A 21,120-nucleotide genomic window follows, 5' to 3' on the forward strand; every position below is an offset into this window, starting at 1 on the left:
CCACCTTTTTTGGGTTCGGCAAAAGAATAAAGAGTTAATCCCGTTGACGCTCAAGGTGGGTTACTGAATGGCACTCTCTCCGAAACCGGTCATCCTCGCGCAGACCGCGCCGCTGGATAGCGCGTTCGGTATCACGATCACCGACGCGCTCATCCAGTGGGGCGGCATCGCGGCAATCGTCATCCTGCTCGGGCTATCGGCGTTCTTCTCTTCCTCCGAGATCGCGATGTTCTCGCTCGCGAAGCACCGAGTGGAAGCGCTGGTCGAAGACGACGTGGAGGGTTCGAAGACGGTCGCTGCGCTCAAGAGCGACCCGCACCGCCTACTGGTGACCATCCTCGTCGGCAACAACATCGTCAACATCGCCATGTCATCGATCGCGACCGGTCTGCTCGCGTACTTCCTCGGCAACCAGGGACAGGCCGTCGCCATCGCCACGTTCGGCATCACGGCGCTCGTCCTGCTGTTCGGCGAGAGCGCGCCGAAATCGTACGCGGTCGAGAACACCGAGTCGTGGGCGCTCAAAGTCGCTCGACCGCTCAAGTACTCCGAGTACCTCCTCCTCCCGCTGGTCATCACGTTCGATTATCTCACGCGTCTCGTCAACCGCGTCACGGGCGGACGCTCGGCCATCGAGACGTCCTACGTCACGCGCGACGAGATTCAGGACATGATAGAGACGGGCGAGCGCGAGGGCGTCATCGAGGAGGACGAACGCGAGATGCTCCAGCGCATCTTCAGGTTCAACAACACCATCGCCAAGGAGGTGATGACCCCCCGCCTCGATATGACCGCCGTACCTCAAGACGCGGACATCGACGAGGCCATCGAGACGCTCGTGCAAGCCGGTCACGAGCGCGTGCCGGTGTACGAGGGGAGTCTGGACAACGTCATCGGCATCGTCACCGTCCGCGACCTCGTGCGCGAGAAGGACTACGGCGAGGGAGGCGACGGTCTCAAACTCGGCGACCTGATTCAGCCCACGCTCCACGTCCCCGAGAGCAAGAACGTGGACGAACTGCTCACCGAGATGCGGGAGAACCGCATGCAGATGGTCATCGTCATCGACGAGTTCGGGACGACGGAGGGGCTCATCACCATGGAGGACATGGTCGAGGAGATCGTCGGCGACATCCTCGAAGGCGAGGAAGAGGAGCCGATAGAGTACGTCGACGACGACACGGTCATCGTCCGCGGCGAACTCAACATCGACGAGGTGAACGAGGCGATGGACATCGAACTCCCCGAGGGCGAGGAGTTCGAGACCATCGCGGGATTCATCTTCAACCGCGCTGGCCGCCTCGTGGAGGAGGGCGAGAACATCGACTACGACGGGGTTCGCCTCCACGTCGAACAGGTCGAGAACACCCGCATCATGAAAGCACGCATCACCCGCCTGAGCGACGCCCAGGCGGAGGCGAGCGCGGTGGAAGAGGGCGTCGAATCGGGCGTCGAATAGCGGTTTCGTCCGCCGGTTCGGTGCGTCGTTCGCGTTTCTGTTCCGCGTCGTCAGAAGGAAACGTTCGTTTCCATCCCCTCGGTCGCGTCGTCCAACCCGTCCTTCTGGATGTCCCGCGTCATCTGGTCGGATATCTCACGGTCTTGGAGGATGTTCTCGAACTCGTTGGTGTACTGTCGGTTGACCGTCCGCGCCGCGTCCTTCGCCTCGGCGATTCGCCGGTAGCGCCGGACGGTCGACTCGCCGACGCCGAGTTCCGCGGCGCACTCGGCGGTCGGCGTATCGTCCGCGAGGAGCGAGCGGAACTCGGCCACGTCGAACGGGGCGTCGTCGTCCGATTCGCGGAAGAGGTGGAGGTCGATGCGCGCCCGCGCGACGGTCTGCTCGTCCGCCCCACCGCCGAGTTCGTCGGCGATCTCCTCGTCGTCGTTCCCGGCGTAGAACCGTCGGACGACCGTCACCAACTCCTCGTCGGAGAGCGCCGTGTCGAAGGCGTACCGCTCGCGCATCTCCTCGACGACCTCGCGCAGTCGCTCGCCCACCTTCTCCTCCGAACCGAGCGACCCGTGCGTCTCCTCCTGCTCTTCCGTAACCGTCGCTTCGTCCGTCACGTCCATGAAGATGTCCCGAAGTTCCTCCGTCTTCTTGTCCATGGCGCGTTTGTGACGCCTGAATCGTATAAAAACCTGTTGGGCGGGCGCTAAAATTTTCCATGCGATGATTCGACGAACCAAGGTCGTCAACCGAAGCTATCATACTGGTTGACGAGCGACGCTTCGCCATGGCAACCGAAACCGGATCGGTCGAACTCGTCGGCGAACAGACCGTCGGCAACGTCGCTCGCACGGCGCTGTTCGCGGCCGTCGTCGGCGCGTTCGCGCAGGTGTCGTTTCCGAATCCCCTCGCTCCCGCCATTCCGGTCACCTTGCAGGTGCTGGGCGTCTTCCTCGCCGGAATCTTCCTCGGCCCGCTGTGGGGGAGCGCGTCGCTCGTCCTCTACCTCGTCGCGGGCGCGGTCGGCGCGCCTGTCTTCGCGGGCGGTTCCGCGGGACTGGCCGAACTGGTGGGGCTGACCGGCGGCTACCTGGTCTCGTATCCGGCCGCCGCGTTCGTCGTCGGCGCGATAGTCCACGGCGGTCTGACGCTCCGCGACCCGAAGACGGCGGGCGTCCCCCGTCTCGTCGCGGGGACGCTCGCCGGCACCGTCGTCATCTACGCCTCCGGAACCGTCGGCTTCTCGCTCGTCGGCGACTACGCGCTCGCCGAAGCCTTCGCGCTCTCGGCGCTGGCGTTCGTCCCCTTCGAGGCGTTCAAAATCGCCGCCGCGGTCGGTATCGTCCAGAGCGACCGCATCGCCGCCGAATGATAGCGACGCGGAACCTCGTCCACCGCTTCGACGGGACGGCGGCGCTCGACGGGGTGAGCCTCTCGATTCCCGACGGACAGTTCGTCGTCCTCACCGGGCCGAACGGGAGCGGGAAGACGACGCTCGTCCGGCACTTCAACGGACTGCTCGCGCCGGACGAGGGGGAGGTGCTGGTGGACGACGTGCCGGTCGCGGACGACCTCGTGGCCGCGCGAACGCGCGTGGCCATGGTGTTCCAACACCCGCGCGACACCTTCGTCGCGGCGACCGTCGGCGGGGACGTGGCCTTCGGCCCCGAGAACCTCGGTCTCTCGCACGGCGAGATTGACCGCCGGGTCGAAACCGCGCTCTCGGCGGTCGGGATGGCGGAGCGCCGCGACGACCGAATCGACGCCCTCTCCGGCGGCCAGCAACAGCGCGTCGCCATCGCGGGAGCGCTGGCGATGGAGCCGAACCACCTCGTGCTGGACGAACCGTTCACCGGACTCGACGCCCGAGCGCGCGAGTCGGTCGTCGCGCACCTCGAACGCCTCTCCGACGCCGGAACCGGCGTCGTCGTCGTCACGCACGACCTCCGGGACGCGTGGTCGCTCGCGGACAGGGTGGTCGCGCTCTCCGACGGCCGGGTCGCGGCGGACGGTCCACCCGGCGAGGTCGAAGCCGGTCTCGCCGAACTCGGGGTTCGCGTCCCGTGACGCTCGCGTATCGCCCCGCCGAGTCGTTCGCCGAACGCCTCGACCCGCGGACGAAGCTGCTCTTTCAGGCCGCGTTCGCGGTCGCCGTCTTCGCGTACGCGACGCCTCGCGAACTCGCGACGTCGACGGCGCTGGTCGCGCTGGTGCTCGCCGGGGCGGCCACGTCGCCGCTCTGGGTCGTCCGGGAGTTTCGGCACGTCCTCCCGTTCCTGCTCGGCGGCCCGCTGTTCGCCGCGCTGTCGCTCGGCCCCCCGTGGGTGGTTCCGGAAGAGGCGGTCGCGCCCGCGCTGGCGAGTTATCGCGTCTTCCTCGTGCTCTGCGTCAGCGCGGCCTACGTCCGGACGACGCCGGTACGGGAGTCGCGGGCGGCCATCCAGTGGCTCGTTCCGGGGCGACCGGGACAGTTCTTGGGGATGGGCGTCGCGTTCGTCTTCCGGTTCCTGCCCGTCTTGCAAGCCGACCTGCGGGCGATTCGGGAGGCGATGTCGGCGCGCCTCGGTGCGAGACGACCGCTCGCGGAGCGGATGCGTCTCGTCGGAGCCGCCGGGCTGGTGCGAGCGTTCGAGCGCGCGGACGGGTTCTCGCTCGCGCTCCGGGCTCGTTGCTTCGCGTGGAACCCGACCCTTCCCCCGCTATCGATTTCGCTTCGGGACGCGCCGGTCGTTTGTCTGTCGGTCGCGCTGGTCGCGTCGGCGCTGTTGTAAACTCGAAACTAGTTTTCTATTCTCGCAAGACGGCGCGGCGACGGCGGGGGGTAAGATTTAAGCGGGTCGTCCCCACCTGATAAAACATGGAAAATTTCGCGCTCGCGCAAGCGACGGGTACCACGCGCCCGACGTTTTGGAAGATCGGGCTTCTCGGTGAGGCCGTGTTTTACTACCTCGCCGCGGTGGCCGTCCTCATCTTCGCTTACGGCGTCTACGACCGCTTCTCGCGGTATACGCGGGGCGACGAGGACTGGTTCGACCGGCTGAACGACCTTCCGGGACGCATCTCCCGCGCGGCGAAGGTCGTGGTCTCGAACGAGAAGCAGTTCAACCGCGACCTCTACGGCGGGTTGATGCACTCGTTCATCATGTGGGGCTTTCTGACCCTGCTCATCGGGACGACCATCCTGATGATCGACATGGACCTGTGGACGAAGGGTCTCGGACGAGAGTCGTTCTTCCGCGACGCGTTCTACCTCTCCTACTCGCTCGTGATGGACGCGATGGGCCTGCTGTTCGTCGTCGGCGTCGGGATGGCCATCTACCGGCGCTACTGGGTGCGCAACCACCGCCTCTGGGGGCGGCACACGAGCCTGGAGGACGACCTGTTCATCTGGACGCTCTTCCTGCTCGGCGTCGGCGGCTACGTCACCGAGGGCGTGCGCATCCTCGGCACCGACTTCCCGACCTTCGAGAGCGTCAGCTTCGTCGGCTGGTTCGTCGCCGACGTGTTGCGGCTAGCCGGCGTCTCTCAGGGGGCGGCCGTCGCTTGGTATCCGGTCGTCTGGTGGGCGCACGCGATTCCGGCGCTCGTCTTCGTCGCCGCGATCCCCTACGCCAAACCGTTCCACATGCTCTCGTCGTTCGCCAACGTCGTCACCCACGACGAGAAGGCGGGCAAACGCCTGCCGGGCGTCCCGTCGGACGCCGGCCCCGAGGAGATCGGCGCGACGGACATCGACTCCTTCTCGTGGCGACAGTTGCTCGACCAGGACGCCTGCACGAAGTGCGGTCGCTGCTCGGCGGTCTGTCCCGCGAAGGCGTCCGACCGCCCGCTCGACCCCCGCAACGTGATTCTCGACCTGAAACAGTACCGCGAAGACCTCGACGCGGGCCGCACGGACGAGAAACCCATCATCGCCGACGGCGGGGACAGCGTCATCGATAGCAGAACGATGGAGTCCTGCATGGCCTGCATGGCCTGCATGGACGCCTGCCCGGTGGACATCGAACACCTCACCTCCTTCACGGACATGAACCGCCGGCTCACCGAGTCCGGCCAGATGGACGCCAACGTGCAGGACGCGATGATGAACGTCTTCCAGAACGGGAACACCTTCGGCGACCCCGGACGCAAGCGTCCGGAGTGGACCGACGAACTCGACTTCGAGATTCCGGACGCCCGCGACGAGGACGTGGAGTTCCTCTGGTACGTAGGCGACTACCCGTCCTACGACGAGCGCAACCGCCGGGTCGCGCGCTCGCTGGCGACCATCCTCCACGAGACGGACGTCTCCTACGGCATCCTCTACGAGGACGAGCAGAACGACGGGAACGACGTGCGCCGGGTCGGCGAGGAGGGGCTGTACGAGATGCTGGTCGAGGACAACGTCGCCGCCTTCGAGGAGTGCGAGTTCGACAAAATCGTCTGTACCGACCCGCACAGCTACAACACGTTCAAAAACGAGTATCCGGAACTGGCCGAGGAGTTCGACGCCCCGGTCTACCACTACACGCAAGTGGTCGAAGAGCTGTTCCGTGCGGGCCGGTTGGGTCTCTCGGGCACCGAACTCGACTACACGGTCACCTACCACGACCCGTGTCACCTCGGGCGCTACAACGACGAGTACGAGGCCCCGCGCGAAATCGTCCGCGCCACCGGCTGCACGCTGGACGAGATGCCGCGCAACCGCGCCAACTCGTTCTGCTGCGGCGGCGGCGGGGGCGGCCTCTGGATGGACTTCGACGAGAACCCCAAGCCGAGCGAGGAGCGCCTCCGGGAGGCGCTGGAGGACACCGACGCCGCGAGCGCCGTCGAGAAGTTCGTCGTCGCCTGCCCGATGTGCATGACGATGTACGAGGACGGGCGGAAGACGGGCGACTACGAGGACGACATCGAAATCGTGGACGTCGCCGAACTCGTGGTCGAGGCGTTGGGCGTCGACGAGCGGGTCAAGGTGTCCGCGTAGCTTCACGTCGCACGGTTCCTGGCGCTTCGCCGGTGACGGCGGACGCTAACCGCCGAGAGCGATACGAGCACCGCGAGAGCGAGCCAGAGCGAGGGATACCCCGACTCGATTCCGAGTGGCTCCACGCCGGCGAAGACGACCCAGAGAAGCGCGAACAGCGCCTCCGTAAGAACGACGAACCGCGACGTTCCCCGCCTGACGTTGGCAGACAGTACGACGGTCTGGGCGACGAGGCAGACCAGCGCGAACCCGACCAGCGGCGCGTTCATCGTCGTCGTATCGGATTCGAATCGAAATAATCGTTCGGTCGAAATCGGTTCTCGACCGTCCTTCGGTACGTCCCGCCTCTGGAACCGCGGCTACTCCGTCGTCGCCGAATCTATCGCCCGCGCTATCAACCCGGCCTGCGCGCCCGCGACGAACCCGGCGTCGATGTTCACCACGGAGAGGACGGTACAGGACTGCAACATCCCCGAGAGCGCCGCCTCGCCCGCGCCGGCGTGGCCGTAGCCGTTCGACACCGGGAGTCCGATGACGGGGGTGTTCACCAGTCCGGCCACGACGGTCGGAAGCGCGCCCTCGCGCCCGGCGGCGACGACGAGCACGTCCGCGGCGCGGAGGGCGTCCACCTCGTCCAGCACGCGCACCAGCGACGCGACGCCCACATCGTGCACCTCCTCGACTCGCGCGCCCATCTCCTCGGCGACGACCGCGGCTTCCCCGGCGGGAACCGCGTCGCTCGTACCCGCGCTGACGACGCCGACCGTGGCGTCGAGTTCGGGCGGGTCGAACGCCGCCGCGTGCGCGACGAGCACGCCCGCCCGCGCATGAGTTCGCACGTCCGCGTCCGGACGGGTATCCGCGAGGCGCGCGCGAACCGCGTCGGTCCGCTCGTCGTCCGCGCGCGTCACCATCGCGCGGCCCGTCGTTTCCACCGCGGTCTCGGCGAGCGTCGCCACCTCGTCCGGCGTTTTCCCGTCGCAAAGAATCGCCTCCGGCACGCCCCGCCGAGTCTCGCGGGCGGCGTCGAACCGCCCGGCCTCGCTGGTCGCGTATCCCGACAGTTTCGCCTCGGCCTCGGCGACGCTCACCTCGCCCTCCGCAACTGCTTCGAGTAATTCGCGCATATTTGACCCTCTGTAGTGCTCCTACTCCCGTTTGTCGCCTTACGACCCTCGAGTCTTCTATACTTAAATCCTTCGGCCATGTCGACAGAGTAGGAGAGAGTCTTCGAATCGTGGCCGTTCGCCGGATAATTTGGGAAGCTTTATTAATAGGGATGCGGAACGTCGAAGTTGTATGGCAGACCTTATTGTCAAAGCCGCTGTGAAGGAAGCGCTCGACGACAAAAACGTTGCGTCGGACTTCTACGACGCCCTCGACGACGAAGTCGCCGGTCTCCTCGAGCACGCCGCACGCCGCGCCGAGGAAAACGACCGAAAGACCGTCCAGCCGCGCGACCTGTAAACCCGGAACTTCCTTCCATTTATCCCCGACCGGCGAGCGACCGCTACAGCCGTTCGACGTCGACGCCGTCGTCGGTGCCGACGTGTATCTCGTCCGCCATCCCGACGAACAGGCCGTGCTCCACCACGCCCGGAATCGTCGAGAGGTCGTCCGCCAGTTCGCCGGGCGACCGAATCTCGCCGAAGGCGCAGTCGAGGACGAGATTCCCGTTGTCGGTCACGACCGGTCCGTCTTTCCCCTCCGCCTCGCGCAGGTCGGGGTCACCGCCCAGCACTCGCACGTCGCCGGCCACCGCGGTCCGCGCCGCCGGGAGCACTTCGACGGGGACGGGGTGGGTCAGTCGCTCCGCCGCCTTGCTCGGGTCGGCGACGACGACGAACCGGTTCGCCGCCGCGTCGACCACCTTCTCTCGGGCGTGCGCCGCACCGCCGCCCTTGACGAGGTGCGGTCCGGCGAACTGGTCGGCCCCGTCGATGGCGAGGTCGATGGCGGCCACCGAGTCGAGGTCGGCCAGCGGAATCCCGACGTCGCGGGCCAACTGGCGCGACTGGAACGACGTCGGCACGCCCCGCACGTCGAGTCCGGCGTCCACCTTGCGACCGATGGCTCGAATCGCGTGGGCCGCCGTGCTCCCCGTCCCCAATCCGACCACCGTGCCGTCTTCGACCGCCTCCGCCGCGCTCTCGCCCGCGTTGCGCTTCGCCGCGTCGCTCCCGCCCGTCGTTTTCATGTGTGTGCCGATTGCCCCGCGTCGGAAAAAGCTTGCTAGCACGCGGCTGGCGACCGCCCGTTTCGAAATCACCCTTCTCGCCGTCGCCGGAGAGTCGCAGTGCCTTTGACGACCCGCGCCGCAGGGACGGTATGGACGGACGCCTGCGCGACGACGAGGTACTCGTTGGCGGCGACGCCCGCCAGCGCTACTACGATTCGCGGGGATACGGTCGCCCGCTCGATGGCAACGAGGTGGCGCTCTCGCGCGTCGAGGCCGCCCACCTCATGCTCCGCGGCGACCTCGATTCGATCGACGGAAAGGGGTTCCGCGAGTTCCTGCGCGATTCGACGGGCGACGGCTTCGCCGCGCGATTTCTCGTCTACGCGGACCTGCGGGAACGCGGGTTCTACCTCTCGCCCGACCGCTCCGGCTGGGTGTACGACCCCCTCCCCGGCTCGGACCTCGTCGTCTACCCGCGGGGGAGCGGCCCGTGGGACGACGAGGTGCAGTACCGCCTCCGGGTCGTCAGCGAGCGCGAGACGATTCCGGCGGCGCACCTCGGCGACGTGGCGCTGGCGGTCGTGGACGAGGAGAGCGAGATAACCTACTTCGAGACGGACCGCCTCGACGTTCGGGGGACGACCAACCACGACGTGCCGAGCGACATCACCGGGTCGCTCGTCGCCGACCGGGTTCTGCTCTGGGACGCGCCGGACGAACTCCACCGGCGGTCGTTCTACGGCCAACCGATCGGCGGGCGCGAACCGACGGGGGCCCTCCAGTTGTCGCTGGTGGAGGCGGCCCACCTCGTCGCGGACGAGAAACTCGCGGTCGAGGGCGGCTACGAGGAGATCGTCGCGCGCGGTCGAGAAGTGGAAGGCGAACGATTCGACCGTCGTCTGGCGGTCTATCGCGCGCTCCGCGAGCGAAACGTCGTCCCGAAGACGGGGTTCAAATTCGGCGCGGACTTCCGCACTTACGCCGACGTGGAGTCGGTGGAGAACCTCGGCCACTCCGAGTTTCTGGTTCGGGTGCTCCGGGACGACCACGAGTTCGTCCCGAGAGACCTCGCGCTCGACGTTCGGCTGGCGCACGGGGTGCGGAAGCGAATGGTTTTTGCGCTCGTCGACGATACCAAACGAACGACGACTTTCCTATCGGTTACGCGACTCACACCATGACACGAGATACACGAGACGACACCGACGACGGATTCGAGACGGACGGAGCGGCGCTCGCGCCCGACGGCGGTACCGCCGCGGGAGGGGACGAAGTCGCGCTCGACCCGTGGGGGTCGGCGACCGTCTCCGACTACCGGAAACTGTTCGAGGAGTTCGGCATCGAGGAGTTCGACGACGTGCTCCCCGGCGTTCCGCACCCCCACTACCTGATGCGCCGCGGCGTCATCTTCGGCCACCGCGATTACCGCCGCGTCGCGGACGCGATGCGGGAGGGCGAACCGTTCGCCGCGCTCTCGGGGTTCATGCCGACGGGCGACCCGCACATCGGGCACAAACTCGTGTTCGACGAACTCATCTGGCACCAGGAGCAGGGCGGCGACACCTACGGTCTCATCGCCGACCTCGAAGCCCACAGCGCCCGCGGCCTGTCGTGGGAGGAGATAGACGAGCACGCCCGCGACTACCTGCTCTCGCTGCTCGCGCTCGGCTTCGACGCCGAGGACGGAACGCTCTACCGCCAGTCCGAAAACCGCGTCCTCCAGGACCTCTCGTTCGAACTCGGGTCGAAGGCGAACTTCTCGGAGTTCCAGTCCATCTACGGCTTCGACGGCGAGACGAACGTCTCGCACGTCCAGAGCGTCGTCACGCAGATGGCCGACATCCTCTACCCCCAGTTGGACGACCCGAAACCGACGGTCATCCCGGTCGGTCCGGATCAGGACCCGCACGTCAGGCTGGCCCGCGACCTCGCGGCTCGGATGCGCTACTTCGGCGTGACGAGCGCCTACGCGAGTTTCGAGGCGGACGAGACCGAACTGTCGCACGTCGCGGCGGCCTACGAGGCCCGCGAGGAGTACGCCGAAGACCCCGAGATGCCCAGGTGCGAGGAGGCGGCGGAGTGGCTGGCCGACGCCGGCGACACCGAGATTGCCGCGGTCAGGACGGCGGTCTCCAAGCTCGAAAACGCGGGCATGGAACCCCTCCGACCCCGCGTTCGGTTCCTCGACCGCAACGCCACCGAGGAGGCCTTCGAAGCCCTCATCGAGGCCGTCGACGGCGAGAAGCGCGTCTTCGAGGAGCACGTCGACACCTTCGACCTCTCGCGGGAGGAGGCCGAGGAACTCGCCCGCGAGGTGGAGACGGAGACCGGCGGGTACGGCTTCGTGATGCCCTCCTCCATCTACCACCGGTTCATGACCGGTCTGACGGGCGGGAAGATGTCCTCGTCGGTTCCGGCGAGTCACATCAGCCTGCTGGACGACCCCGAGGAGGGGTACGAGAAGGTGAAGTCGGCGACGACGGGGGGACGGGAGACGGCGGAGCTTCAGCGCGAGTTGGGCGGCAGGGCCGACGAGTGTCCGGTGTACGAACTGTACGCCTACCTCCTCGCCGGCGACGACGACGAGTTCGCGAAGGAGGTGTACGACGAGTGCGTCGGCGGGGAGCGACTCTGCGGCGACTGCAAGGAGCAGGCGGCGGTGTTGATGAAGGAGTTCCTGAAAGAGCATCAGGAGAAACGCGAGGAGGCCGAGGAGGTTCTGGAAGGGCTGGACATTCAGTTGGAGTCGTCGCGGCGGTAAGGCGAGTTGAATCGACTTCGTCTCTGCGCATCGGTCAAACGGTTCTTCGACCCTACAGAACTCCTGCGCGAGTGAATTCGCACGTAGAAGGTAGATGAATTCGATTCGCGTGCTACAGGGTGTCGGTGCGCTCGGTGTCCTCAGCGGTGCCGTCCCGATTTGGCACTCGTTTCAGCGCCGGATGTGCACCCTGGCGAGCAATGCCGGCGACCGATGCGGCCCGAATATCGTCTGGTTCCCGGCGCGCTCGCCGCGCTTCTCGAAATCGGACTTTTTCCGTTCGCGTCTCGTCGCGGACTCGTTGGCGCTTCGAGCGCGGATGGACGAGAAATCGACGGGCGCTCTCGGACGTTCGAAAATGGCGGCCGCGATGCGGTGTGTCTAGCTATCGGAGTCGGTATCACCATCATCGCTATCGGAGTCGGTATCTCCGTCGTCGCCATCGGAGTCGGTGTCCCCATCGTCACCGTCCGAGTCCGTGTCCCCGTCACTTCCGTTCGAGTTCCCATCACCGCTAGCCGAACCGCCGTCGGAACCGCCACCCGCGTCCGTCGCGGACTCGAGTCGGTGCGTATCCGGTGGTGTGGACGTTTTCCCGACGTCGGAACCGAGACTGTAGAGGATGATGGGCGGGCAGACGTACGCGGCAATCGCTAACAGCACGAACAGTCGGTCGATGAAGATGAGTAGACCGAACGCGGTGAGCGCCGCCGCCGAGGCGGCGTGAATCGCGGTGTGGGTGTACTCCAGATAGTAGTCCCAGAGACCACGTAGCCACCGCGCCGTTCCCGATACCACCTCGTTTTCGGTTGCGATTAAGGACATTCACAACTACTACGGCGTCTACGTCTAAGAACCCGTAGCCCCGCCGCTACTTTTCCGCGACGACGCAGGGGGTCGCGGAATCGGCGAACTCCTCGTCCTCGGCACCGACCAGTTCCCAGTAGTTTCGCGTTTCAGCGCCGGTGACCTCCCGAACCACGTCCTCGCTGATCAGGTTGGCACCGCTCAGCACGAGTTCGAAGGATTCGCGCTTTCGACCCTCGAACTCCTCGTCGAACTGTTCTCGACTCGCCTCGTTCGGATAGTTCAACACGAGGTGGCCGCCGTCTCGAACGCGAGCGTACAGACTCTCGATTGCACGTCGCGGTTCCTCGACGAAGTAGAGCGTGGCGACGCAGTACACCACGTCGAACTGGCGGTCGGTGTCGAGGTCGGGAAGCGAGCCGACCGCGAACTGGAGATTTTCTACTCCCTCCACCGTCGCCTTCTCGTTGTTGTCCCGAACCACCGTCTCCGAGAGGTCGAAGCCGAAAAACTCGGTGTCGGGGTAGCGCTCCGCGAGGCGGAACGGAACGACCGCCGGGCCGCACCCCACCGAGGCGAAATCGTCGGGCGTTCCCACGCGGTCGAACAATCGCCCGGCGAGGTCGGCCATTCGCTCCCCGCCGATGTAGGCGCAGCGGTCGTAGTCGGCCCGCCGGTAGAACCGCTCCCAGTCCATCATCACTCCCGCATGGTGCTCCTCGAAATAAACACCTCCGGAACGTTTTTGTCGATTCTGACCCATCTTCCAGCCATGCCATCCGAATCCCATCGTGGCAGCATTGCAGCCGAGCACCGGTCAGCGGCGGGATTCGGCTTTTTTAGCGGGGTTTGAGCGCGCGGCGGATTCCTCTCGCGGCGAGGGGACGAAACCGCACGCAGTACGCCCGGTCTTCAGAAGGGCTAAACCGCCGGACAGGAACATACGACCAACGACCACCGAGTGGAGATGAAATTACCAGAATCACAGGTTGCGGTGTTGGAAACCGCAAGCGCGACCGACGAACGGACGATAGAGGAACTGGCCGAACAGACCGACCTGAAACCGGAGACGGTGACGGGTGCGGTCTTCGAACTCGAAGAGGAAGGCTTGCTCTCCGTGGACGAGCGGACCGAGGAATCGGTCTCGCTCACCGAGGAGGGCGAGGAGTACGCCGAGGACGGCTTGCCGGAAATCAAGCTCTACGAGGCGGCGCTTTCGGCGGGCGCGGACGAGGAACCGATTCAGATGGGCCAAGCGATCGGTCAGTCCGGACTCGGGGGTCCGCAGGTGAACATCGCCCTCTCGAACTACGCCCGGAAAGGGTACGGGAGCATCGAAGACGGCGAAATCTCGGCGAACGCGGGCACGAACCCGGAGGACGACGAGGAGGCGAGCGCGCTGTCCGCGCTCGCCGCCGGCGAATCGGTCGATGACGCGGACGTCCTCGACCAACTGGAGAGCCGCGGACTCGTCGAACGCGCCGAATCGACCGTTCGCTCGGTCACGCTCACCGAGGCGGGCGTCACGGCGATGATGGAGGGCGTCGAGGCCGCCGAGACGGTCGGCCAGTTGACCCCCGAGATGCTCACGACCGGCCGGTGGCGCGACGTCGAGTTCGCGGAGTACAACGTCGCCGCGGACGCCGAACGAATCGACGGCGGGAAGGTGCACATCCTGCGCCAGACGGCGAACCGCGTGAAGGACGTGCTCGTCGGCATGGGCTTCGAGGAGATGGACGGGCCGCACGCGGACGCGGACTTCTGGATCAACGACTGCCTGTTCATGCCCCAGGACCACCCGGCGCGCACCCACTGGGACCGGTTCGCGCTGTCGAACCCGACCGAGATTCGCGACCTTCCGGACGATCTCGTGGAGCGCGTTCGCCGGGCGCACCTCGAAGGCATCGGCGAGAACAGCGACGGCTACCACTCGCCGTGGGACGAGGAGTTCGCGCGGGCCATCGCGCTCCGCGGCCACACCACGTCGCTGTCGATGCGCTACCTCTCCGGACACGCCGTCGGCGAACTCGAACCGCCGCGGCGGTTCTTCAGCGTCGAGAAGGTGTACCGCAACGACACGCTCGACCCGACGCACCTGCTGGAGTTCTTTCAGATCGAGGGCTGGGTGATGGCCGACGACCTCTCGGTGCGCGACCTGATGGGCACCTTCGAGGAGTTCTACGAGCAGTTCGGCATCACCGACATCCGGTTCAAACCCCACTACAATCCGTACACGGAGCCGAGCTTCGAACTGTTCGGCAACCACCCCGAGACGGGCGAACTCATCGAGATCGGCAACAGCGGGATGTTCCGCCCCGAGGTGCTCGAACCCCTCGGCGTCGACTGCGACGTGATGGCGTGGGGGCTCGCGCTCGAACGGTTGCTCATGCTGATGTACGGCTTCGAGGACATCCGCGACGTGCACGGGACGCTGTGCGACCTCGAACTGCTCCGCGACGTGGAGGTGATTCACTGATGCCGACCGTAGACGTTTCCCCCGACGAACTGCGCCGACTGACCGGCCACGATGAGAAGAGCGACGAGGAACTGAAAGACGACCTGTTCGCGCTCGGACTGGAGTACGAGGGCGAGACGGAAGACGGCGACATGCAACTGGAGTTCGCGCCCGACCGCCTCGACCGCCTCTCCATCGAAGGCGTCGCGCGGTCGCTTCGCTACCAGTACGGCGACGACAGGGGCGTCTACGTCCCGAAACCGAACGACCCGGACTGGACCATCGAGGTGGACGAGAGCGTCCCCGAGGAGCGCCCCTACGTCACCGGCGCGGTCGCCCGCGGCGTGAACCTCGGCGAGGAGGCGCTCGACTCGCTCATCCAACTGCAGGAGAAACTCCACGCGACGATGGGCCGAAAGCGTGCGAAAGGTGCCATCGGAATCCACGACCTGACGATGTTGAAGGGGTCGTCCGCGACCGACGAGGGCGAAAACAGCATCCGGTACGTCGGCGTCGCCCCCGACGGCGACCGATTCGTCCCGCTCGACGCGGACGCGGAGATGACGCCCGAGGAAGTCCTGCGCTCCCACCAGACCGGCGAGAAGTACGCCGACCTCGTCGCCGAGTACGAACGCTACCCGGCCATCTACGATGACATCGGCCTGTTCTCGTTCCCGCCGGTCATCAACGGTCGGCGAACCGAGGTGGCGGCGGACTCGCGCGACCTGTTCGTCGAACTCACCGGCACCGACCAGTGGACCATCGACAAGATGTGCACCATCATCTGCTACGCGCTGGACGCCCGCGGCGCGACCATCGAGGAGGTCGAGGTCGAGTACCCGGACCGCACGCTCGTTCGGCCTGATTTGGAACCGACGACGAAATCCGTTGCGCACGAGCGAATCGAGACGCTCCTCGGCATCGACCTCGGGTCCGACGAAGTGCTCGACCTGCTGGAGCGCTCCGGGCTGTCGGGCGAGGCGAGCGAGGAAGGCGACTCGGTCGCGTACGAGGTCGAGATACCTCCCTACCGCGTCGACGTGCTCCACCCGGTCGACATCGTGGACGACGTCGGTCGAGCGTACGGCTTCAACGACCTCTCGCCGCGCTACCCCGACGTGGGAACGGTCGGCGGACGCCACGAGCGCTCGCAACTCGAAGACGCCGCCCGCGAGGTGCTCGTCGGACTGGGCTTCGAAGACCTGCTCAACTTCCACATGATCAGCGAGGAGGAGAACTTCGAGCGAATGCGCGCGGAACCCGGGTCGGGCGTGGTCGGCGGTGACGCTCCGGCGACCATCAAGAACCCCTACAGCGAGGACTACACCATGCTGCGGACGTGGGCGCTCCCCTCGCTCGTGATGGTGCTGGAGAACAACACCCACCGCTCCTACCCGCAGGACCTCGCGGAAATCGGGCTGGCGGTGCGGGTGGACGAGTCGGAGAACATCGGCGTCGCGGAGCACCGCACCGTGGCCGGCGTCCTCGCGCGTCACGACGCCTCCTACGAGGACGCGAAAGCGCGCCTGCAAGCCATCGCGCGGAACTTCGACGCCGAACTGGAGACGCCGCCGACCGACCATCCGACGTTCATCCCCGGACGCGCGGCGGACGTCGTGCTGGACGGAACGAAGGTCGGCGTCGTCGGCGAGGTGCACCCCGAGGTGCTCGTCGAACACGACCTCGAACTGCCGGTGGCCGGATTCGAGTTCCGCCTCGACGCGCTGGAGTAGGGTTATCGCTCGCCGGCTTCGCCGTTCGCACCGCTCCCACGCGCCGGAGTGGTCGTCTTAGAAGGCGATAGAAAGAACCGACGCCCTGCTATCCGACTATCGAGCATGAACTACGAGCCTCGCTCCTTCACCGTCGAGGACGCGGACGCTATCGTCTCGTGGCACTACGATCCGCCCTTCGACTTCTACGACGCGGCGAGCGATCCCGACGACTTCGCGCGGACTGAGTACGACCCCGACGAGTTCTCTCTGGCGGTGGCGGCGTTCAACGAACGGACGATTTCGGTCTACGAGTCGGTCGGCTTCGAGCGCGTCGAGACGTTTCCGCAGGAAACGAGCGGCGGGGAGTACGAATTTCCGGCGATGGCTCGGTCCGCGTGACGCGGGCGTTCAATCGAGGTCCGCGCCGATGGCGGCTTCGACGCCGTCGAAGCCGTCGCGCTCCAACAGTTCGAGTAAGCCTTCGTTGATGTCGCGGGCGATGGACGGGCCGCGGTAGACGAGACCGGTGTACAACTGGACGACGTGCGCTCCGGCGCGAATCTTCCGGTAGGCGTCCTCGGCGGTGAAGACCCCGCCGACGCCGACGACCGGAACGTCCGCGCGCTCGGCGGCGAAGCGAATCATCTCCGTCGCCCGCGATTGGATCGGTCGTCCCGAGAGGCCCCCTTCCTTGTCGCGGTGGCGACTGCGGAGGCCGTCCGGGCGTTCGGTCGTCGTGTTCGTGGCGATGACGCCGTCGAGACCGAGTTCCGTCACGAGGTCGAGCGCGTCGGCGACGGCCGATTCCGGGAGGTCGGGCGAGAGTTTCACGAGCAGCGGACTCGCCCCCGCATCCTGTAGCGTCGTCAGGATTCGTTCGAGGTTCTCGCGGTCCTGGAGTTCGCGCAGTCCCGGCGTGTTCGGGCTGGAGACGTTGACGGCGAAGTAGTCCGCGTGCGCCGCCACCCGCTCGTAGGTGTACAGGTAGTCCGCCTCGGCGCTTTCGAGGGGAGTCGCCTTCGACTTCCCGATGTTCGCGCCGACCGGAACGTCGGGGAGGGACTGCCGCGCCATGCGCGCGCCGATTCTGTCCGCCCCGTGGTTGTTGAACCCCATGCGGTTGATGATGCCCTCGTCTTCGCGCAGGCGAAACATTCGGGGGCGAGGGTTACCGTCCTGCGCGTCGGCGGTCACGCCGCCGATTTCGACGTGACCGAATCCGAGGCCGGCGAGCGCCGATGGTATCTGGGAGTTCTTGTCGAATCCCGCGGCGACGCCGACGGGATTCGGAAACGACAGATCGAACGCGTCGACGGACAGTCGCGGGTCGTCGACGCGGTAGCGCGCGCGGAGCAGTCGCTCGACCGGCGTTCCTTGGACGGTTCCGAGTAGCCTGTGGACGGTTCCGTGAGCGGTCTCCGCTGGTAATCGAAACAACAGTGGTCTGACGGCGTCGTATCCGTTCATCGTTCTATCGGTAGAGAAAGACATCGCCTGCGGCTCGCCCGCGGCGCGTTAGAACTCGTGTTCGACCTCGTCCTTGTCGGCCTTCTGGATGATGATCTTGTCTTCCCGAACTCGTACGAAGACTTCGTCACCGATTTCCATGCCTGCGACAGCTAGTTCGTCTTCGTGCAGGTTGACGTGGACGTTGTGGTACTCACCGTCTTCGTCTTTCGCGCCACTCGGGCTGAGCTTCTTTTTCCGTACCATCGCGGTATCTTATGCAGTCCTTCGCCGTAGGATGTACTTAAGTGTTTTCTACTATACTATCCCGCTTCGACCGTTTTCGGAAGTTGCTATGTACCGTAGCCACTTACCTTGCTCGGCCCGTCGCTACGCGTCCCCCCGTTACGGAAATCACGGAACTGTAGTATTCTACTATAAATATCTGCCGCTGAAAACCGCTCATATCGGCGATATATTTATAACGACCCCTGTGCTGGGTTGGCATGGAGGATAAAACCATGGTACGTGACGATGGTAAGCGAAACTTTGCACTGCGCGCAACTGACGGAGACGAATCGAGTGTCTTTTCAGGTAACACTCCCCGACAGGCCGCTTTAAAGGCAGCACGTCGACTCGAACCAGGGAGCTCCGAAGACGAAGCAGACCGGATCGAACTCCGTCTCCGCGAGAAGGGTACCGACAAGGTTCACATCTACGAGGGCTGGGCGTGGCACGAGGCGGCGCCCGACGATAAGCCGGACTGGATGCCGGACGAGATAACCGAAGCGAACGTCTCCAAACAGGGCATCGAGCACTTGGACGAGTGAAACGCACGAGTGGTCGAGTACGTGCGTTTTTATCGTACATTCCTCACTACATTCCCACACTAGGACTCTTCGCGCGTACGCGTGAACCGATCAAGCTGAAAGATTTCAAGCTGAAAGATTTTTACTCGTCCTGTTCGACGATAGAGACGCGCGGGGCACATCCGACCGGACTGAGCGCACGACGCGTAGGATGATGGCTCGGCCTCCACTCGCGCTATAGATTTACTCGAAGCCGACCTGCTCGTCACTCGGGTCGGCGAGTGCTAGGTACTCTATCCCGAAGCGCATCCGCTTCGACGGTCTTAAGTGTAACTCCGCCATCCGTAGGAATGTGAACGCCGCCCGGTGGTTTCCCCCACCCGGTGGTCGCTCGAATAGGACGTCTTTACATACGAAGGCGTCCGTCGGGTGGAAGCAAGCCGATTCAATGGCCTTAAGTGTATAGGGTGATTCGAACGTGACGTGGACGACGTCTCTCGATTCGAGGCGTTCGAACGCGCTCGATTCGGTGCCTTTATACGTAGGGGCCTACTCGAATCGAGTACGACGCGCCCTCGGCGGTCATCCGTCGAGGGCGAGCGGAATCCGACGCCCTTAAGTAAACGAGGGCGTTTGGATAATAACGCGAAGAAAGATACGCTGTGATTCGCGGGGCGTTCGATTCGTCCCGCAATCTCGGGCTACACTGGCTCGGCACGTCGGCACCCCGCCGACGCAGTTCGATGGGTTTAATACCTGTCCTCGCCTACCAGTAAGTCCGAAGGAAATGAGGATCTCACCCCTGCGGTCTTCCGTACACGATGGGATCTGATGTTAGCCCTGGCAGTTCGGTGACGCCCGGCCAGTTACTTGGCTTGGGGTCGTCGAACTGACGGACCACGTATATGCGACCAATGTACATGCGTTAGCATGTCTCCGCCAGACCCACCGAGCAGTATGCTCGGCAACCATTCCGGTTGATCCTGCCGGAGGCCATTGCTATTGGAGTTCGATTTAGCCATGCTAGTCGCACGAGTTTAGACTCGTGGCGGAAAGCTCAGTAACACGTGGCCAAACTACCCTATAGACCAGCATAACCTCGGGAAACTGAGGCTAATACTGGATAACGCTCCTACGCTGGAATGCGAGGAGCCGGAAATGCTCCGGCGCTATAGGATGTGGCTGCGGCCGATTAGGTAGACGGTGGGGTAACGGCCCACCGTGCCGATAATCGGTACGGGTTGTGAGAGCAAGAGCCCGGAGATGGATTCTGAGACAAGAATCCAGGCCCTACGGGGCGCAGCAGGCGCGAAAACTTTACACTGCACGACAGTGCGATAAGGGAACTCCAAGTGCGAGGGCATATAGTCCTCGCTTTTGTGTATCGTAAGGTGGTACACGAATAAGAGCTGGGCAAGACCGGTGCCAGCCGCCGCGGTAATACCGGCAGCTCAAGTGATGGCCGCTATTATTGGGCCTAAAGCGTCCGTAGCCGGCCGAACAGGTCCGTCGGGAAATCTGCTCGCTCAACGAGCAGGCGTCCGGCGGAAACCAGTCGGCTTGGGACCGGAAGACTCGAGGGGTACGTCTGGGGTAGGAGTGAAATCCTGTAATCCTGGACGGACCGCCGGTGGCGAAAGCGCCTCGAGAGAACGGATCCGACGGTGAGGGACGAAAGCTAGGGTCACGAACCGGATTAGATACCCGGGTAGTCCTAGCTGTAAACGATGCTCGCTAGGTGTGGCACAGGCTACGAGCCTGTGCTGTGCCGTAGGGAAGCCGAGAAGCGAGCCGCCTGGGAAGTACGTCTGCAAGGATGAAACTTAAAGGAATTGGCGGGGGAGCACTACAACCGGAGGAGCCTGCGGTTTAATTGGACTCAACGCCGGACATCTCACCAGCACCGACAGTAGCAGTGACGGTCAGTTTGATGAGCTTACTAGAGCTACTGAGAGGAGGTGCATGGCCGCCGTCAGCTCGTACCGTGAGGCATCCTGTTAAGTCAGGCAACGAGCGAGATCCGCGTCCGTAATTGCCAGCAGCACCCTTGTGGTGGCTGGGTACATTACGGAGACTGCCGCTGCCAAAGCGGAGGAAGGAACGGGCAACGGTAGGTCAGCATGCCCCGAATGTGCTGGGCTACACGCGGGCTACAATGGCCGAGACAATGGGTTCCTACCTCGAAAGAGGACGGTAATCTCGGAAACTCGGTCGTAGTTCGGATTGAGGGCTGAAACTCGCCCTCATGAAGCTGGATTCGGTAGTAATCGCGCTTCAGAAGAGCGCGGTGAATACGTCCCTGCTCCTTGCACACACCGCCCGTCAAATCACCCGAGTGAGGTCCGGATGAGGCCATCAGGCGATGGTCGAATCTGGGCTTCGCAAGGGGGATTAAGTCGTAACAAGGTAGCCGTAGGGGAATCTGCGGCTGGATCACCTCCTAACGATCGGGATCAGGCCGACGCGCCTGACCCACCTTTCCCGTTTTCGACGACCTCGGCCACGTTTCTGGCCGGGCACCTTTGAACTGCC

The 21,120-nt window shown here is 64.8% G+C and carries 21 protein-coding genes and 1 rRNA gene; 14 read left to right on the top strand and 8 right to left on the bottom strand.

The window, feature by feature from the left end:
- Positions 1–67 precede the first annotated feature (67 nt).
- A complete protein-coding gene (locus tag LIX00_RS10635; RefSeq protein ID WP_227353170.1) occupies positions 68–1,459 on the top strand; it encodes a hemolysin family protein in 1,392 nt (463 codons plus the stop codon).
- 50 nt (positions 1,460–1,509) lie between these two features.
- Here LIX00_RS10635 and LIX00_RS10640 read toward each other — a convergent pair whose 3' ends face one another.
- The gene (locus LIX00_RS10640; RefSeq protein WP_227353171.1) at positions 1,510–2,112 is read right to left on the bottom strand and encodes a conditioned medium-induced protein 4; all 603 of its coding nucleotides are present in this window, start codon (positions 2,110–2,112) and stop codon (positions 1,510–1,512) included.
- A gap of 128 nt (positions 2,113–2,240) precedes the next feature.
- Between LIX00_RS10640 and LIX00_RS10645 the strand changes: the two genes are divergently transcribed.
- The 4 genes from LIX00_RS10645 (at position 2,241) to LIX00_RS10660 (ending at position 6,416) form a co-directional block, all read left to right on the top strand.
- Positions 2,241–2,825 carry a biotin transporter BioY gene (locus tag LIX00_RS10645; RefSeq protein WP_227353172.1) on the top strand — a complete coding sequence of 195 codons (585 nt, stop codon included), beginning with the start codon at positions 2,241–2,243 and terminating at the stop codon, positions 2,823–2,825.
- Positions 2,822–3,520 carry an energy-coupling factor ABC transporter ATP-binding protein gene (locus LIX00_RS10650; RefSeq protein ID WP_227353173.1) on the top strand — a complete coding sequence of 233 codons (699 nt, stop codon included), beginning with the start codon at positions 2,822–2,824 and terminating at the stop codon, positions 3,518–3,520. Before LIX00_RS10645 ends, LIX00_RS10650 begins: the two co-directional genes overlap by 4 nt.
- Entirely contained in the window at positions 3,517–4,224 is a 708-nt protein-coding gene (locus LIX00_RS10655) for an energy-coupling factor transporter transmembrane component T family protein (RefSeq protein ID WP_227353174.1), read from the top strand. The genes LIX00_RS10650 and LIX00_RS10655 overlap by 4 nt, the downstream gene beginning before the upstream one ends.
- A gap of 86 nt (positions 4,225–4,310) precedes the next feature.
- Positions 4,311–6,416 carry a heterodisulfide reductase-related iron-sulfur binding cluster gene (locus LIX00_RS10660; RefSeq protein ID WP_227353175.1) on the top strand — a complete coding sequence of 702 codons (2,106 nt, stop codon included), beginning with the start codon at positions 4,311–4,313 and terminating at the stop codon, positions 6,414–6,416.
- A 2-nt stretch (positions 6,417–6,418) separates the two neighbouring features.
- Here the strand turns inward: LIX00_RS10660 and LIX00_RS10665 are convergent, their stop codons facing one another.
- Complete coding sequence (locus tag LIX00_RS10665) at positions 6,419–6,685, bottom strand: hypothetical protein (protein ID WP_227353176.1); 267 nt, start codon at positions 6,683–6,685, stop codon at positions 6,419–6,421.
- A 90-nt stretch (positions 6,686–6,775) separates the two neighbouring features.
- Positions 6,776–7,543 carry a nickel pincer cofactor biosynthesis protein LarB gene (larB, locus tag LIX00_RS10670; protein WP_227353177.1) on the bottom strand — a complete coding sequence of 256 codons (768 nt, stop codon included), beginning with the start codon at positions 7,541–7,543 and terminating at the stop codon, positions 6,776–6,778.
- A gap of 172 nt (positions 7,544–7,715) precedes the next feature.
- On the opposite strand from larB, the gene LIX00_RS10675 reads away from it, so the two are divergent.
- Entirely contained in the window at positions 7,716–7,883 is a 168-nt protein-coding gene (locus LIX00_RS10675) for a DUF1931 family protein (RefSeq protein ID WP_227353178.1), read from the top strand.
- A 43-nt stretch (positions 7,884–7,926) separates the two neighbouring features.
- On the opposite strand, the gene rpiA is transcribed toward LIX00_RS10675, so the two are convergent.
- On the bottom strand, positions 7,927–8,613 hold the full coding sequence (rpiA, locus tag LIX00_RS10680) for a ribose-5-phosphate isomerase RpiA (protein ID WP_227353179.1): 687 nt from the start codon (positions 8,611–8,613) through the stop codon (positions 7,927–7,929).
- Between the two features lie 131 nt (positions 8,614–8,744).
- Here rpiA and endA point away from each other — a divergent pair, with 131 nt between their 5' ends.
- The 3 genes from endA to LIX00_RS10695 all read left to right on the top strand — a co-directional run bounded on the left by endA (position 8,745) and on the right by LIX00_RS10695 (position 11,741).
- Positions 8,745–9,776, top strand: coding sequence for a tRNA-intron lyase (gene endA, locus LIX00_RS10685; protein WP_227353180.1), 1,032 nt, complete (start codon positions 8,745–8,747; stop codon positions 9,774–9,776).
- A complete protein-coding gene (locus LIX00_RS10690) occupies positions 9,773–11,356 on the top strand; it encodes a tryptophan--tRNA ligase (protein ID WP_227353181.1) in 1,584 nt (527 codons plus the stop codon). Before endA ends, LIX00_RS10690 begins: the two co-directional genes overlap by 4 nt.
- 94 nt (positions 11,357–11,450) lie before the next feature.
- On the top strand, positions 11,451–11,741 hold the full coding sequence (locus LIX00_RS10695; protein WP_227353182.1) for a hypothetical protein: 291 nt from the start codon (positions 11,451–11,453) through the stop codon (positions 11,739–11,741).
- On the opposite strand, the gene LIX00_RS10700 is transcribed toward LIX00_RS10695, so the two are convergent.
- The gene (locus LIX00_RS10700; protein WP_227353183.1) at positions 11,738–12,181 is read right to left on the bottom strand and encodes a hypothetical protein; all 444 of its coding nucleotides are present in this window, start codon (positions 12,179–12,181) and stop codon (positions 11,738–11,740) included. The two genes, LIX00_RS10695 and LIX00_RS10700, sit on opposite strands and share 4 nt — an antisense overlap.
- A 46-nt stretch (positions 12,182–12,227) precedes the next feature.
- Positions 12,228–12,863, bottom strand: coding sequence for a class I SAM-dependent methyltransferase (locus tag LIX00_RS10705; protein WP_227353184.1), 636 nt, complete (start codon positions 12,861–12,863; stop codon positions 12,228–12,230).
- 267 nt (positions 12,864–13,130) lie between these two features.
- Here LIX00_RS10705 and pheS point away from each other — a divergent pair, with 267 nt between their 5' ends.
- From pheS to LIX00_RS10720, 3 genes are all read left to right on the top strand, one after another.
- Complete coding sequence (pheS, locus tag LIX00_RS10710; RefSeq protein ID WP_227353185.1) at positions 13,131–14,639, top strand: phenylalanine--tRNA ligase subunit alpha; 1,509 nt, start codon at positions 13,131–13,133, stop codon at positions 14,637–14,639.
- Entirely contained in the window at positions 14,639–16,351 is a 1,713-nt protein-coding gene (pheT, locus tag LIX00_RS10715) for a phenylalanine--tRNA ligase subunit beta (protein ID WP_227353186.1), read from the top strand. The genes pheS and pheT overlap by 1 nt, the downstream gene beginning before the upstream one ends.
- A 105-nt stretch (positions 16,352–16,456) precedes the next feature.
- Positions 16,457–16,732 (top strand): N-acetyltransferase, encoded by a 276-nt coding sequence (locus LIX00_RS10720; protein ID WP_227353187.1) that lies wholly within the window; start codon positions 16,457–16,459, stop codon positions 16,730–16,732.
- A gap of 9 nt (positions 16,733–16,741) precedes the next feature.
- Here LIX00_RS10720 and LIX00_RS10725 read toward each other — a convergent pair whose 3' ends face one another.
- Both LIX00_RS10725 and LIX00_RS10730 read right to left on the bottom strand, forming a co-directional pair.
- Positions 16,742–17,800, bottom strand: a complete 1,059-nt coding sequence (locus LIX00_RS10725; protein ID WP_227355692.1) for a quinone-dependent dihydroorotate dehydrogenase — start codon at positions 17,798–17,800, stop codon at positions 16,742–16,744.
- A 48-nt stretch (positions 17,801–17,848) separates the two neighbouring features.
- Positions 17,849–18,046 (bottom strand): hypothetical protein, encoded by a 198-nt coding sequence (locus LIX00_RS10730; protein WP_007982308.1) that lies wholly within the window; start codon positions 18,044–18,046, stop codon positions 17,849–17,851.
- Positions 18,047–18,300: 254 nt separating this feature from the next.
- Here LIX00_RS10730 and LIX00_RS10735 point away from each other — a divergent pair, with 254 nt between their 5' ends.
- Together LIX00_RS10735 and LIX00_RS10740 are read left to right on the top strand one after the other, a co-directional pair.
- Positions 18,301–18,609, top strand: coding sequence for a non-histone chromosomal MC1 family protein (locus LIX00_RS10735; protein ID WP_227355693.1), 309 nt, complete (start codon positions 18,301–18,303; stop codon positions 18,607–18,609).
- Positions 18,610–19,558: 949 nt separating this feature from the next.
- A 16S ribosomal RNA gene (locus LIX00_RS10740) occupies positions 19,559–21,030 on the top strand.
- Positions 21,031–21,120 lie beyond the last annotated feature (90 nt).

The sequence above is a fragment of the Haladaptatus salinisoli genome (genome assembly GCF_020614375.1).
Lineage (GTDB): Archaea > Halobacteriota > Halobacteria > Halobacteriales > Haladaptataceae > Haladaptatus > Haladaptatus salinisoli.

What these genes read in the sequence shown, in the direction of transcription:
- LIX00_RS10635 (WP_227353170.1), top strand. Translation starts at nt 68, where the DNA reads ATGGCACTCTCTCCGAAACCGGTCATCCTCGCGCAGACCGCGCCGCTG.
- LIX00_RS10640 (WP_227353171.1), bottom strand. Translation starts at nt 2,112, where the DNA reads ATGGACAAGAAGACGGAGGAACTTCGGGACATCTTCATGGACGTGACG.
- LIX00_RS10645 (WP_227353172.1), top strand. Translation starts at nt 2,241, where the DNA reads ATGGCAACCGAAACCGGATCGGTCGAACTCGTCGGCGAACAGACCGTC.
- LIX00_RS10650 (WP_227353173.1), top strand. Translation starts at nt 2,822, where the DNA reads ATGATAGCGACGCGGAACCTCGTCCACCGCTTCGACGGGACGGCGGCG.
- LIX00_RS10660 (WP_227353175.1), top strand. Translation starts at nt 4,311, where the DNA reads ATGGAAAATTTCGCGCTCGCGCAAGCGACGGGTACCACGCGCCCGACG.
- LIX00_RS10665 (WP_227353176.1), bottom strand. Translation starts at nt 6,685, where the DNA reads ATGAACGCGCCGCTGGTCGGGTTCGCGCTGGTCTGCCTCGTCGCCCAG.
- larB (WP_227353177.1), bottom strand. Translation starts at nt 7,543, where the DNA reads ATGCGCGAATTACTCGAAGCAGTTGCGGAGGGCGAGGTGAGCGTCGCC.
- LIX00_RS10675 (WP_227353178.1), top strand. Translation starts at nt 7,716, where the DNA reads ATGGCAGACCTTATTGTCAAAGCCGCTGTGAAGGAAGCGCTCGACGAC.
- rpiA (WP_227353179.1), bottom strand. Translation starts at nt 8,613, where the DNA reads ATGAAAACGACGGGCGGGAGCGACGCGGCGAAGCGCAACGCGGGCGAG.
- endA (WP_227353180.1), top strand. Translation starts at nt 8,745, where the DNA reads ATGGACGGACGCCTGCGCGACGACGAGGTACTCGTTGGCGGCGACGCC.
- LIX00_RS10690 (WP_227353181.1), top strand. Translation starts at nt 9,773, where the DNA reads ATGACACGAGATACACGAGACGACACCGACGACGGATTCGAGACGGAC.
- LIX00_RS10695 (WP_227353182.1), top strand. Translation starts at nt 11,451, where the DNA reads ATGAATTCGATTCGCGTGCTACAGGGTGTCGGTGCGCTCGGTGTCCTC.
- LIX00_RS10700 (WP_227353183.1), bottom strand. Translation starts at nt 12,181, where the DNA reads ATGTCCTTAATCGCAACCGAAAACGAGGTGGTATCGGGAACGGCGCGG.
- LIX00_RS10705 (WP_227353184.1), bottom strand. Translation starts at nt 12,863, where the DNA reads ATGATGGACTGGGAGCGGTTCTACCGGCGGGCCGACTACGACCGCTGC.
- pheS (WP_227353185.1), top strand. Translation starts at nt 13,131, where the DNA reads ATGAAATTACCAGAATCACAGGTTGCGGTGTTGGAAACCGCAAGCGCG.
- pheT (WP_227353186.1), top strand. Translation starts at nt 14,639, where the DNA reads ATGCCGACCGTAGACGTTTCCCCCGACGAACTGCGCCGACTGACCGGC.
- LIX00_RS10720 (WP_227353187.1), top strand. Translation starts at nt 16,457, where the DNA reads ATGAACTACGAGCCTCGCTCCTTCACCGTCGAGGACGCGGACGCTATC.
- LIX00_RS10725 (WP_227355692.1), bottom strand. Translation starts at nt 17,800, where the DNA reads ATGAACGGATACGACGCCGTCAGACCACTGTTGTTTCGATTACCAGCG.
- LIX00_RS10730 (WP_007982308.1), bottom strand. Translation starts at nt 18,046, where the DNA reads ATGGTACGGAAAAAGAAGCTCAGCCCGAGTGGCGCGAAAGACGAAGAC.
- LIX00_RS10735 (WP_227355693.1), top strand. Translation starts at nt 18,301, where the DNA reads ATGGTACGTGACGATGGTAAGCGAAACTTTGCACTGCGCGCAACTGAC.